This is a genomic window from Enteractinococcus helveticum (assembly GCF_020742345.1).
GTDB lineage: Bacteria > Actinomycetota > Actinomycetes > Actinomycetales > Micrococcaceae > Yaniella > Yaniella helvetica_A.
Window position 1 is genome coordinate 1 of sequence record NZ_DYXC01000062.1, and the last position, 12,761, is coordinate 12,761.

Below are 12,761 nucleotides of genomic sequence, written 5' to 3' on the forward strand. Positions count from 1 at the left end.
CGCGTGCGTCGTCATTTGGTAAACTCTGGTTGTAACTGTTCTCGACCCAAAACTTTCGTGCTTTCGGGTGCGAGAACCTTTCTATGTTGTGGGTCGGTGCAACGCCGTCCCCTTGGGAGAAAAGAATTTTATGCCAGCAATCGCAATCGTGGGAGCCCAGTGGGGCGACGAAGGCAAGGGCAAAGCAACGGACCTGCTCGGTGGGCGGGTTGATTATGTGGTCAAGCCCAACGGGGGAAATAACGCCGGGCACACCGTGGTTGTTAACGGCGAAAAGTTTGAGCTCAAACTGCTGCCCGCCGGTATTCTGTCACCACAAGCTATCTCCGTGATTGGTAACGGTGTGGTCATTAACCTCGAAGCCCTCTTCGAAGAAATTGACGGCCTGGAAGCCCGTGGCCACGACACCTCGCACCTGCGAATCTCAGCGAATGCACACCTGGTGGCCCCGTATCACCAGACCCTGGATAAAGTCACCGAGCGTTTCTTAGGGAAACGCGCCATCGGTACCACCGGTCGTGGCATCGGCCCGACCTACCAGGACAAGGTCGCACGCTTGGGAGTCCGCGTCCAAGACCTCTACGATGAGTCGATTCTGCGCCAAAAAATTGAAGGCGCCCTGCGCCAGAAGAACGAGCTGCTGGTCAAGCTCTACAACCGCCGCGCCTTCACCGTCGATGAGATCGTCGAATACTTTATGAGCTACGCCGACCGTCTGCGCCCCATGGTTGTTGACTCGGTGCACATGCTCAACGAGGCCCTGGACAACGACAAAGTGGTGCTCATGGAAGGCGGCCAGGCCACGTTCCTGGACGTGGACCACGGCACCTACCCATTCGTGACCTCCTCGAACCCCACAGCAGGCGGCGCCTCAGTGGGTGCCGGCATCGGCCCAACCCGTTTTACTCGCACCATCGGGATTATCAAGGCCTACACCACCCGCGTGGGTGCCGGCCCGTTCCCAACCGAACTCTTTGATGAAATGGGCGAACAACTACGCACCACCGGTGGCGAATTCGGTGTCAACACCGGCCGGCCACGCCGCACCGGCTGGTATGACGCCGTGATGGCCCGCCACGCTGCGATGATCAACGGGTTCACCGACTACTTCGTCACCAAACTTGACGTGCTGACCGGCATCAAAGACATCCCGGTTTGTGTTGCCTACGACGTCGATGGTGTCCGCCACGACTCGATGCCGATGACGCAAACCGAGTTCCACCACGCCAAGCCGATTTATGAATACTTCCCCGGTTGGGAAGAAGACATTTCTGATTGCCGAACCCTCGAGGATCTGCCAGAAAACGCTCGTCAGTACATTGCTAAGCTCGAAGAGCTGGCCGGTGTACGCATTTCCGGTGTGGGCGTTGGCCCGGGCCGCGATGAAGTTATCCAAGTTCGCGATCTGATTTACGAAGACTAACGCTTATGCAATATGTATCCACCCGCGGCGGCATGGCGCCGTCCAACTTCTCCGATGTCCTCCTTGAAGGACTCGCACCCGACGGCGGTCTGGTCGTTCCGGTTGACATCCCAACCGTTGACGCCGAAACCATCGAATCCTGGCGCGAACTGACCTACCCGCAACTGGCCACCGAAGTGATCGGCCTGTACTGGACTGACATTCCGCGTGCAGACCTGGCGCAACTGTGCCAGGCGGCCTACGGGGACCAATTCAATGCCGACGACGTCGTCCCGCTGACCCCAATCGATCAGATGACAGCCCTGGTTGACCTCTCGCAGGGACCAACCTTGGCCTTCAAAGATATGGCCATGCAGTTCCTTGGTGAAGCCCTGCCCTATGTGCTCAAACAGCGCGACCAAACCCTGAACATCCTGGGCGCCACCTCCGGTGACACCGGCTCTGCCGCCGAGTACGCGTTCCGGTCCAAACCAAATATTGGTGTGTTCATGCTGTCGCCCAAAGGCCGCATGTCCCAGTTCCAGCGCGCACAAATGTACACGCTGACCGATGACAACATTCACAATATTGTCATCGACGGGGTCTTCGACGACGCACAGAACCTGGTCAAAGAACTCAACGGCGACCTGGACTTCAAAGCCAAACACTCGTTGGGCACCGTCAACTCGATCAACTTAGGCCGGCTGATAGCCCAGTCCGTCTACTACTTCTGGGCCTGGCTGCGTGTGACCACCGGTATTCCAGCCGACCAGCGCGAAGGCTTCGGCGTGTCCTTTGCTGTGCCATCCGGCAACTTTGGCAACGTCTTCTCCGGTCAACTGGCTCGTCAAATGGGACTACCCATCGATACCCTGGTGCTAGCCACCAACGAGAATAATGTGCTGGATGAATTCTTCCGGTCCGGGAAATATGAGCCACGCTCGGCGGCCAACACGCTGGCGACCTCATCGCCGTCGATGGATATTTCCAAGGCCTCCAACCTGGAACGCTTCATCTATCTGGTACTCGGCCAAGATGCGGATGCACTGGCTCAGGCATGGGAGCAACTGGATTCAAGCGGCACCTTGGATCTGTCCGAGCATCAACCACGCTTCCAACAGGAATTCGGTATGGTTTCGGGAACCTCAACCCACCAGGACCGGGTTGCCACGATTCGTGCAACCTACGAGAAATCCAAGGTGGTCATCGACCCCCACACCGCCGACGGCGTCACTGTGGCACGTGGCTACCAGAAACCCAACCAACCGATGCTGGTATTAGAAACAGCCAAGCCCGAGAAATTCACCGACATCGTCAACGAGGCCCTGGGCTTTGAACCAGAACTGTTGCCTGAATACGCCAAACTCCTGGAACTCGAGCAGCACACCGTTCAACTGGGAACCGAGGCTCAGGCACTTCGCGAATACATCGCGCTGCACCACGTCTAAGTTGAAGTTCACAGGATTTCAGCAGGGAATTATCACAGGTTCTCAAGGCTGATATGTTTATCTTGAACTACCTCAAGGTGTGAGTGAATAATGAACGCCCCGTTCGGAAACACAAGGTTCTGGCCGGGGCGTTCCGCTTGTGCCGACCCACCAGAATTCAGAGCGAATTTACAGGAATTCTCAAGTAATTCCCAGGGTAAGTCACTATAGTAGTAACTACCTCTTCAAGGTGTGAGTGATGAGTGTCAGGGCCCCCGGTTTTTCCGGGGGTCCTGGTTTTTAACAAATACCTGCATACCGACTTGGGTCGTCCTACTGACAAGGCCACGATACCGTTGCTATAGTAGACCCCGATGTTCAGAAACACTCTCACCCAGAAATCCCCCAGCAATTTGACCAAGCGTGTCACCCCGGTTGCAGTACTTGCCGCATCGATCGCACTCGTCGGGTGCGGTGGCAGTGCTGAAGCCGACATTACATCCGAAGGTCGGTTAGCCTATGCCTGCACACTCACGGATCATGTGCTCGAAGAACATGGCGATCCAGACTCCCTGGGAGCTTTCATGGGGCACGAAGCCGACCCGGGAGCACGTGAAACCGCCACGGTCGGGATGCTCGCCAACGGCTCCGATAACGAGACCTTTGCAGCCATTGGTTCTACCCTCGTCGAGAGCGTTCAGCTCTTCAATCCAGAAGAACTCACCTCAGGTCTTTACGATATCCAGGCAGCGTGTGAGGACTCGGGCATCAGTAAGACAGCAGACGTCTCTCATCAAGGACAACTAGATTACGCCTGTACGCTGACACACCACTTTAGACAAGAACATGGTTTGGCTGCTGAATGGATTGATGAACGAGCCCAGGCAGGATGGTCTGGATTCGTGGAATTGGCCAGTGCCGCAGCACTCGTGGGAGCTGCCAACGGTCAGATTCTGGCTGAATATCCAGAGCTTTCTGAAGCCGGCATCGATTTATTGAACGCATTGCAGCGACGCGACCTCGAAGTCATCGACAATAGCGTTGAAGCATTCGACTCGGCCTGCGCTGAGTTGTAACGCACGTCTTGGCTGAAAATATCGCCGCCCGAAACGCTACGGCTTAGCTGAGGCTTCCCAGACGGTACGCCATTTTTCAGCCAGGCTGGCGATGGTTTCATGGGCATTGAGTCCACTGGGATTCGGCATCGCCCACAAGGTGACCGAAGCCGGCCAGCCGTCAACTGTTGTGGGATCCTGGAGACCAAGCTGAGCCTTGGGTAGACAAAAGGCTCTCCGATATGCGGTGATCCCCAGGACCGCAACGATCTTGGGTCGTAGCATGGTCACCCGTTCCACGATTCGGCGTCCGCCCTCATGGAATTCGTCCACGGTCAGTTCATCCGCACGAGCGGTAGGACGCGACACAAAATTCGTAATCCCCACGCCCAATTCGGCTAACATTCGCTCATCGACTGGGGCTAACCCTTCTGCCGCATTGACCGTGTGCGGCGTAATCCCGGCCGCAGACAGGGAAGACCAAAACCGGTTACCGGGGCGAGCAAAGGGCGCATTCACCGCCGCCGTCCAAGGACTCGGGTTGATGCCCACAATCAACACGCGAAGCAGTCCGGCCGACGCTTGATCAGTAGGGTAGGGGAGCACATCTTCGCGCCCACGGCCGGAATGCAAGGCGGCTGCAAGGTCGGCTTTCGTCGGACGACGGTCGCCTAGCGGTGATGGACTACGCCACGGTGTCCAACCAGATGGCAGGGATATTGTCACGGAATCTCATTCTTTACAGTGACACAGAAATTCCACGCGGCAACGCCGGGACTTCTGTTCGGCGGTAATGCTCTGAGGCTACCCGTTGCTAGCGTTTCAGATCCAGTGGATCGCCGCCTGGTTGCTGCTCGCCGTCCCAGGCGCCTGCCCGGACATCTTGTTCAATTCGGGCGCCGACGTCCTCATCAATGTTCTTCCAATACTGAATCGCATTGGACAAAACGGGTTCAACAACGGTCGCTAAGCTACCCACTACGGTCTCAACCAACTCATCGCGCTGGGCATCGTCCATGACCTCGCGCACCAGAGTGTGGGCTTGCCCGAAGTCATCGTCGTCGTCACGCAACGTATAAGCCTGCCGGACGAGTTCGCCATCGGACACCCAGGAGTTTTCGATGGTACCTTCTTCATCTGACCAGGAATCACCAAACGAGTTGGGAACGTAGGTGCTGCGGGCGCCAGTGTGCTCATAACGCATGTTACCGTCGAAGTTATAGCTATGAACGTCCACAATTGGACGGTTGACCGGCAGTTGTTGGAAGTTTGTGCCGATACGATAACGCTGGGCATCCGCATAGGAAAAGTTTCGTGCCAACAGCATCTTATCCGGAGACATCCCAACCCCAGGAACCATATTGCCTGGCGAGAAGGCCGCCTGCTCAATTTGAGCAAAGAAGTTCTCGGGGTTGCGATGCAGTTCCATGGTGCCGACTTTGATCCGCGGATAATCCTTCTTGGACCAGATCTTAGTGAGGTCAAACGGGTTGAACCGGTAGGTCTTGGCATCGTCGAACGGCATGATCTGAACCCACAGATCCCAGGAGGGATAATCGCCGCGTTCAATGGATTCGAAGAGATCCCGGCGATGATAATCGGCGTCCACACCGGCCATACGTTCGGCTTCGTCATTGGTGAAGAACTCCATGCCCTGATTGGTAAGGAAATGATATTTTACCCAAAACTTCTCGCCTTGAGCATTGACCCACATGTAGGTGTGAGAGCCGTAGCCGTTCATATTCCGCCAGGTCCTCGGGAGTCCGCGTTGACCCATCAGATACGCGACCTGGTGTGCTGACTCGGGGTTCTGCGTCCAGAAATCCCACTGCATGGTGTTATCCCGCAACCCAGAGTCGGGAAGCCGTTTCTGCGAGCGAATGAAGTGCTGGAATTTCATTGGGTCACGCACAAAGAAAATCGGAGTATGGTTGCCAACCAGGTCGAAGTTGCCTTCAGAAGTGTAGAACTTCAATGCAAAACCGCGAAGATCACGCCAGGTATCAGGTGAAGCAAGTTCACCGGCAACAGTAGAAAAACGCGCTAACATTTCCGTTTCAGTACCGGGCTGAAAGACAGCCGCCGAGGTGTAGTTTGAGACGTCTTCGGTAATGGTGAGCTTCCCGAAGGCACCGGCACCTTTAGCGTGCGGACGACGCTCGGGGACGTTCATGCGGTTGAAATGCTGCATGGTCTCAATCAGGTGGTGGTCATGCAGAACGATGGGACCGTCTTGGCCAACGGTCAGGGAGTTGCGGTCGCTCACAGCTGGGATCCCGGCCTGCGTGGTGGATCCGGTGCTGCGCGGAGTTTTACGGTTAGTCATTGTCGGGCCTTTCTCATCAGTTTGGTTCTGCGGTGCAGATTGCGATGAGGCAAAAGTGCAGCATTAGACGCGTGCCTGCTGAGTCGTTGCGCACTCGTGGCATACGGCCGTGAAGATCACTTCGGCTACCTCAATGGTCATATCAATGTGAGCCTCGGGACGTAAACACGGTGCTTCACCGGTCACACAGGCAACATCTTCGATTCGCCCGCAGTACCGACAGACTGCGTGATGGTGGTTGTCATGATCCTCGATTTCATATCGAGCAGGGGAGCCGGGAAATTCGAGTTTGCGTACTATGCCTGCAGCCACCAGGGAGTTCATGACGAAGTACACCGATTGAATCGTAATTCTGGGAAGGTGCGGACGGACTTCATCAAGAATGTCTTCGATGGTGCCGTGCGGTTTCTGAATTACGGCATCGATTACCGCAAGTCGCTGACGCGTGACGCGCAGTCCGGCGGCACGGAGCGCTTGACTCCAATCGGTGGGTCGATCTCCGGCAAACGGAGAGTCGGGATCTCCAGCTGCTGCCTTCATATCGCCATTATTGCAATGGTGAATGGGCCGTAACAAGGGGCATGCCCCTCACACTGCCTGAGAAGATACTGTACGAATCGCCCGACGTCGTGTCGACTTAGCTGAACGTCAAACGGATGACGACGCCGCGGTCAACAGACCAAGAATACGATTCGGTGAACAACTTATTGCGTCTGGTCTGTCCGAGCCAGCGGATGACCGGGCGGGACATTCGTGATCTGATATACGGCGTCGATAATATCTTCGGGACTGCCCTGTAAGTTTTTGATGGTGATGGCATGCACCGGGACGTCGAAGATTCTCGTGTTGAATTTGAACGCCGTACGCATGGTGCGTGAGGACTCAATAATTCGCTGATACGCCTCAACATCACGCAGCTGCAAGACTAAAAAGAGTTGGCGCTGATACTCGGCGATGTTGTATTGCTCAATCATCGACCAGGGCATCGTTGGTGATGGTCCCACGATTTGGGTCTGGTCGGTTACTCCGACGGCGCTGAGAGCCAGAGCCGTGGTGTCCTTGCGCCCTAAAAAATTTTTGATTGATCCAACGGCGATTGCCCCAAAGAACACCACTCCAATGATCGCAACGATGCACATGATCAAGATGCGACCACTAAATATTGAATCATTGAGCAGACGGGAGGCACCCAGCCAGAGTAACAGGGCTGAAACGATGACGAATGCGCCTGACCCGAATAACACGAACATTCGGCGGCCCTTTCGCCACGGAATGCGGATGACAGGTTCGGCAGCAACAGCATCGTAAGACACACCTGCAAACATTACCGCGCCCCGGGGTTGAACGCACAAACGATTAAGGCTGTTACTCTGCGCAAGTGTCGAACCTCTGCGACAATTCATAATGCCCGAAGGACATCTAGCATATGAATTTGCCCGAGGCGGCGGTTTTCCACAGGGTTGTGTTGTCAGTGGTGGTGTTCGATGGTTGGTGGTGTGTTGCTTATCGATTCTTCTATGTCTGTCTAGCGGGTTGGTTCTTGGTGGCTTGGGTGTTGAGGGTTCTGAAGATTCTGCGGGCGATGTAGCGCTTGAGGCAGCGTCGAATTTCACGATCGGTTTTGCCTTCGGTGCGTCGTTTGGCTACGTAGTCACGGGTTTCCGGGTCGGTGGTCATTTTTGTTATGGCGACCATGTGCAATGCACTGTTTAGGGAGCGAACACCGCCGCGATTAAGTCGGTGTCGGGTGGTGTTGCCGGATGAGGCTGGAATGGGGTTGACCCCGGCGATGGAGGCGAATTCTGCTTCGGTGCGGATTCTGCCGTGATGTGACCACACGGTGAGGCATTTGGCCGCGGTGATGACTCCGATACCGGGTTCTTCAACGAGCGGTGCGGCCTCACTGAGCTGAATCAGTTCAGCCAATTGGTGGTGATTGTCTGCGAGTTGGGTCTCTAGGGCTAGGACGTGTTTAGCCAGTCTGATAGCCTCGGCTCGCGCGATGGATCGTGACAGCTCTTCATTGCGTCGGCGCCATGAGCCGATCTGTGCGATCTGCGCTCGGTTGAGTGTTGCTCGAGCATCGATGCCCAGCTCATTGCTGCGCACCAAGGCCGTCAGAGCGTTAATGGCCCGGTTCTGATCATGAGCCATGGCACTGCGGGCAGTCACGAGAATCCGAACAGCTTGCCGGATGCCCTCGTTGAGTCGTGGCCTGCGCAGTTTATCCACCGGTAGTGACAGGGTGGTTGTTGCGATGCGGTGAGAATCTAGGGAGTCAGATTTGCCGATTCCATAGCGACTCTTGGCGTCCATGTGTGGCGCTTCAGCCACGGGATAGCCATCAGAGATCACTGCAGCAGTCAGGGCAGCACCATAGGAGGCGGCACCTTCAATGACCCACAACACATCAGCATCGGCGTCCGTGCGCCGGGCCACCCAGGCGATGGCCCGGGCGATGCCAGCCGACGTGTTGGGAAACTCTGCGGCATCAACCAGTGCTCCGGTAGCCGCCAGAATCGTATACACATGTTTTCGGGCGTGGGTGTCAACACCCACGACATACGGATGAGTTTGGGCGACAATAGACATAGCGGTCGGGGTGCCTTTCCACGGTAATGGACACGGTATGGCGGCCGTGATGGCCGGTACCAGTCCGGGTGGGAAAACACTTCGGAACAGCACTGTAATGAGTCACGCTATAGCCCAGCGGACATTCTTCTTATCAAGTCACCGACGTGGGCCGGACGGTACCGGCCAACCAATTCCAATCGATCGGACAACTCGATAACAAGACACACCGCATGACGCGGCGGTCAGTGTCCCTACAGAGCCACGACCAGTCGAAATCGGACGACCAGTACCTATCCTGCCTGTGAGACTTAGACGTAGCTGGTCTGGGACTAGCTGGCAGTATGGGTGTCAGCCGTTCCTACCACCGGATGTGACTCATATCCTGCTTGACCTCCAGAGTGTCTTTTGGCTGAATTGTCCGTTCGGATTGGTAGGGCAGCTGGCATCTGTCCGGCCCACGTCGGATGACTTGATGAGAAGACTGTCCACCACAAAGACTGCGTGTGACCCATCACAGGGATGTTCCGATGTGATGATGTGCCCGGACTGGTACCGGCCGCGCAACGGCCGAATTGACCAGATCCTTCACATTGAAAGGTGCAATCACCGTTTGTCCATTGTCGCAAAAACCCATCCTTATCTCGTGGGTGTTGACACCCACGCCCGCAAACACGTCTACACGATCTTGGTTGCCAACACTGGCGAGAAGATCGATGCCCGCGATTTTCCCACTACTACCGCAGGAATCACCCGGGCCATTGCCTGGGTGGCCCGGCGCACGGAAGCCAATGCCGACACGCTGTGGGTCATCGAAGGTGCCGCCACTTACGGTGCCATCCTGACCGGCACGGTAGCCTCGCATGGCTACCCAGTCGCGGAAGCACCCCGGATAGAGGCTAAACAGCATTACGGGATTGGCAAATCCGATGCGTTAGATGCTCACCGCATCGCCGCAGCGGCCCTGCCGTTACCCGTGAACAAATTACGGCGGCCACGGCTCAACGACGGAGTTCGCCAAGCCATCCGTATCCTGGTCACCGCCCGGCAATCGATGACCAAAGACCGCACCCGGACAGTCAACGCCCTAACCGCGTTGTTACGCAGCAACGACTTGGGCTGTGATGCTCGCAAAGCGTTGAGCAAAACCCAGATCGTTGAAGTCTCAAAATGGCGATCCCGCAACGAAGAACTCTCCTTATCGATCGCCCGTGGTGAAGCAATCCGGTTAGCCAAACACGTGCTGGAACTTGATACGCAACTGGCTGATAATGAACGTCAACTGACCGAACTGGTCCACATCAGCGAAGCTGCGCCGTTGTTGGAAGAAACCGGCTTTCAAGCGATCAGTGCCGCTAAATGCTTAGCCGCGTGGTCACATCATGGTCGCATTACTACAGACGCAGAATTCGCTTCATTAGCCGGGGTGAACCCTATTCCTGCATCATCGGGAAATACTATCCGACACCGACTCAATCGCGGCGGAGACAGAACGCTCAACAGCGCCCTGCACATGGTAGCAGTGACCAAAATGACCCACGATCCAGAAACTCGAGCCTATGTTGAAAAGCGACGTCAAGAACACAAAACAGATCGAGAAATCCGACGGTGTTTGAAACGGTACATTGCACGCCGGATCTTTCGAACACTCAATGCTTCAGCCACCGCGATGCAACCGGCTTGACAGACATAGAAGATTCAGCCAGTCCCAGACCAGCCACTTCCAAGTCTCACAGTGTGCTGGCTACTTTTCAACCGAACAAATCACCGCAGCACTCTATGCGGTGGTCAACGATCTGCGAGCGCGCTGGCGGGGCTAGGATCAGCGCGTATATTCCGGTAATCCCTCGTCTAAGACGGGGGATTATTTGTTTCTTCCACAGTTTCATCACCAGCAGAGCTAACCGACTAGTTCTTCCGCTCGGTTCTATACACCCGCCGCAGTCTAACCGACCCCAAAAATTCCCCATAATGTAATCGACCGACGCGCGAAAGGGTCGAGGAGTCAAGATCAGAGCCATTGCGCGAGTGACGGCAGCAGCCTCAGTTGCGTCACTGGTCTCGGGCGGTCCTTGTAGATATGAATCCGGTCTATCCCCGCAGCTCCGGCTCATCGTAGTGCGGAGAGCAGCTCTCCATCTACCACTCTTGGCGCGTAATCCAAAGGTGCCATACTTACCCCCGTTCTGCCTGGTCAATTGGTCCAGTCGTCAATTTAGAGACAGTTTAGTCGTCAGTTTAGAGGCTTTTGAGTCGTCAGTTTGTAGACGAAGCACGTTCGAAAATAGTCAAGCGTCCGGCGTGCGAACGGGCGTCCAAAACGCTAATGCACTCAACTGGACATATATCAGGTCGAGGCAATCGTAGACGATGACGTGTTGGGTGTGAATCGCCAACGACGTCGCACCTTCACTTGGCTACTCGTCTTGATCGCCGTCGCGCTGGCCAGCCTGATTCTTGGTGTGGCTATCGGCGCCGTCTATGTCCTACCCGATCAGATCGTTGGGATTCTCGGGCATCGCATCCTCGGGCTACCCGCCGGTTCTTGGACAGCAGCAACCGAAGCCATCGTCTGGGATGTCCGACTCCCCCGCGTCATCCTGGGCCTCAGCGTTGGAACCCGAACACAGGTCCGACACCGGCGCTGGCGACTCACCGACCGACGCATCCACGAACTACTCCACCACGTAGCCGCCCCACACTCGGACCTGCATCCTGACCACCCCTAACCGTTTTGGTCTCTATCATGGGAAGCACACTCTGGTGAGCAGAACCAAGCATTTCGGGAGTCAATTTTTGAAGGTGGAGGAACAGCATGCTGCATGCAGTGCGACATGGCATCGTGATCGGATGTGCCATCTTGCTCATCGCCGGGGTGATTTGGATCGATGTCACCACCACGATCTGGCAGGAACTGGTCATTCTATCTGGCCTGGCCGCCGGCGTCGTGACCTTCCTGTTGACCACGTTATTTCTCGATCGATTCGTTCAACGCGCCGCCCAGCGACGTTGGGCCCCGGTGACCCGCCTGGCGCTCACCGAAATCTTGCATCAATTCGCCGACGAACAACACAGCGAACCCAGCCTAGGGCGCATCGAACCCCGCCAGTTATCCGCCCTGGATCCACATGCCACTGCATCACAGCTTTTAGGTGACACGCAAGCACTTCGCCAGACCGTTGTCGAAGAGGGCAGCCATATCGCCACGATGCTTGGCACCTGGTGGGATTTCCTGTCGGCGCTGACCGATAACGAGCAACTGATCCGCCACATCGCTGATGTCACCGTCCTCCTCGAGCAAGTGCGCGATCTCTCGCTGGACGTGGATAGGACGCTGCAGAAAACTTCCCAAGACGGCGCCTTCTCCGAAGAGTCACAGCACGCGCTGGCGCAACTCAACACGCACATCATCACCTGTAATCAGTCCATAGTGCACATCGTTGCTGAGCTATCCCAACGGCTCTCAACCGATCCCACCGTTTTGAGCCAAGACGCCCAACAGACCATTTCCCGATTGCGCTTACGCCAGGGCACACCGCATCACCGCCGTGCCAAAAACTCCTAGATCCTTCATGGGCTATCGTGCCGGATCTACCACTCCAGCTCTTGTCCAACGTCACCACTCCGGTCAATCCGCAGCTGGTTGCATCATCCGCAGGAAATCAGCGTCGGATAAGCTCACCCTTCAACGTTGACGCATACGTTCTAACGGACGCGATAAACTCCTGGGTAGTCGCGCTAAATAACAGCCGGTTGTCATACGCAGTTATGACAAGTTTGTCTTTGTGATGTTGTGGGCCACCGTGAGCCCAGCACGGATGGCACCTTCGATATGCCCAGCAAAAGCATCGGCGGTTTCGGTAGACGCCCAGTGAATGCGCTGGGCTGTGGGGTGCGAAAAAATCCGGTTTCCCATGCCGGTTCCACCCTGAACACTCCGTGGCGGAGTCGTATAACGTTCGGTGGCCCAATTCGTCACT

The 12,761-nt window shown here is 56.0% G+C and carries 12 protein-coding genes; 6 read left to right on the plus strand and 6 right to left on the minus strand.

The features are described 5' to 3' along the window. The first annotated feature begins 130 nt into the window (after positions 1–130). The 3 genes from K8V32_RS04955 to K8V32_RS04965 all read left to right on the plus strand — a co-directional run bounded on the left by K8V32_RS04955 (position 131) and on the right by K8V32_RS04965 (position 3,905). A complete protein-coding gene (locus K8V32_RS04955; RefSeq protein WP_303903792.1) occupies positions 131–1,423 on the plus strand; it encodes an adenylosuccinate synthase in 1,293 nt (430 codons plus the stop codon). 5 nt (positions 1,424–1,428) lie between these two features. Next, positions 1,429–2,850 (plus strand): threonine synthase, encoded by a 1,422-nt coding sequence (thrC, locus tag K8V32_RS04960; RefSeq protein WP_303903795.1) that lies wholly within the window; start codon positions 1,429–1,431, stop codon positions 2,848–2,850. A gap of 353 nt (positions 2,851–3,203) precedes the next feature. Continuing rightward, positions 3,204–3,905: a hypothetical protein gene (locus tag K8V32_RS04965; RefSeq protein WP_303903799.1), complete on the plus strand. Its 702-nt coding sequence runs from the start codon at positions 3,204–3,206 to the stop codon at positions 3,903–3,905. Positions 3,906–3,941: 36 nt separating this feature from the next. On the opposite strand, the gene K8V32_RS04970 is transcribed toward K8V32_RS04965, so the two are convergent. From K8V32_RS04970 to K8V32_RS04990, 5 genes are all read right to left on the minus strand, one after another. After that, entirely contained in the window at positions 3,942–4,610 is a 669-nt protein-coding gene (locus K8V32_RS04970) for a mismatch-specific DNA-glycosylase (RefSeq protein WP_303903802.1), read from the minus strand. Positions 4,611–4,698: 88 nt separating this feature from the next. Then, a complete protein-coding gene (locus K8V32_RS04975; RefSeq protein WP_303903804.1) occupies positions 4,699–6,210 on the minus strand; it encodes a catalase in 1,512 nt (503 codons plus the stop codon). Between the two features lie 63 nt (positions 6,211–6,273). Then, positions 6,274–6,750 carry a Fur family transcriptional regulator gene (locus K8V32_RS04980; RefSeq protein WP_303903807.1) on the minus strand — a complete coding sequence of 159 codons (477 nt, stop codon included), beginning with the start codon at positions 6,748–6,750 and terminating at the stop codon, positions 6,274–6,276. A gap of 164 nt (positions 6,751–6,914) precedes the next feature. After that, positions 6,915–7,523 carry an STM3941 family protein gene (locus tag K8V32_RS04985; RefSeq protein ID WP_303903809.1) on the minus strand — a complete coding sequence of 203 codons (609 nt, stop codon included), beginning with the start codon at positions 7,521–7,523 and terminating at the stop codon, positions 6,915–6,917. 202 nt (positions 7,524–7,725) lie between these two features. Continuing rightward, complete coding sequence (locus tag K8V32_RS04990; protein ID WP_303903812.1) at positions 7,726–8,802, minus strand: IS110 family RNA-guided transposase; 1,077 nt, start codon at positions 8,800–8,802, stop codon at positions 7,726–7,728. A gap of 592 nt (positions 8,803–9,394) precedes the next feature. Between K8V32_RS04990 and K8V32_RS04995 the strand changes: the two genes are divergently transcribed. The 3 genes from K8V32_RS04995 (at position 9,395) to K8V32_RS05005 (ending at position 12,346) form a co-directional block, all read left to right on the plus strand. Further along, positions 9,395–10,465, plus strand: coding sequence for an IS110 family RNA-guided transposase (locus K8V32_RS04995; RefSeq protein WP_303903814.1), 1,071 nt, complete (start codon positions 9,395–9,397; stop codon positions 10,463–10,465). Positions 10,466–11,165: 700 nt separating this feature from the next. After that, positions 11,166–11,510, plus strand: a complete 345-nt coding sequence (locus tag K8V32_RS05000; RefSeq protein WP_303903817.1) for a hypothetical protein — start codon at positions 11,166–11,168, stop codon at positions 11,508–11,510. Positions 11,511–11,596: 86 nt separating this feature from the next. Then, positions 11,597–12,346: a hypothetical protein gene (locus K8V32_RS05005; RefSeq protein WP_303903820.1), complete on the plus strand. Its 750-nt coding sequence runs from the start codon at positions 11,597–11,599 to the stop codon at positions 12,344–12,346. 201 nt (positions 12,347–12,547) lie between these two features. Here K8V32_RS05005 and K8V32_RS05010 read toward each other — a convergent pair. Next, on the minus strand, positions 12,548–12,761 hold a 214-nt coding region (locus K8V32_RS05010), incomplete at its 5' end, for an FAD-dependent oxidoreductase (protein WP_369681042.1).

Coding starts and splice junctions, on each gene's coding strand:
- K8V32_RS04975 (WP_303903804.1), bottom strand. CDS start 6,210: ATGACTAACCGTAAAACTCCGCGCAGCACCGGATCCACCACGCAGGCC.
- thrC (WP_303903795.1), top strand. CDS start 1,429: ATGCAATATGTATCCACCCGCGGCGGCATGGCGCCGTCCAACTTCTCC.
- K8V32_RS05005 (WP_303903820.1), top strand. CDS start 11,597: ATGCTGCATGCAGTGCGACATGGCATCGTGATCGGATGTGCCATCTTG.
- K8V32_RS04965 (WP_303903799.1), top strand. CDS start 3,204: ATGTTCAGAAACACTCTCACCCAGAAATCCCCCAGCAATTTGACCAAG.
- K8V32_RS04980 (WP_303903807.1), bottom strand. CDS start 6,750: ATGAAGGCAGCAGCTGGAGATCCCGACTCTCCGTTTGCCGGAGATCGA.
- K8V32_RS04955 (WP_303903792.1), top strand. CDS start 131: ATGCCAGCAATCGCAATCGTGGGAGCCCAGTGGGGCGACGAAGGCAAG.
- K8V32_RS04990 (WP_303903812.1), bottom strand. CDS start 8,802: ATGTCTATTGTCGCCCAAACTCATCCGTATGTCGTGGGTGTTGACACC.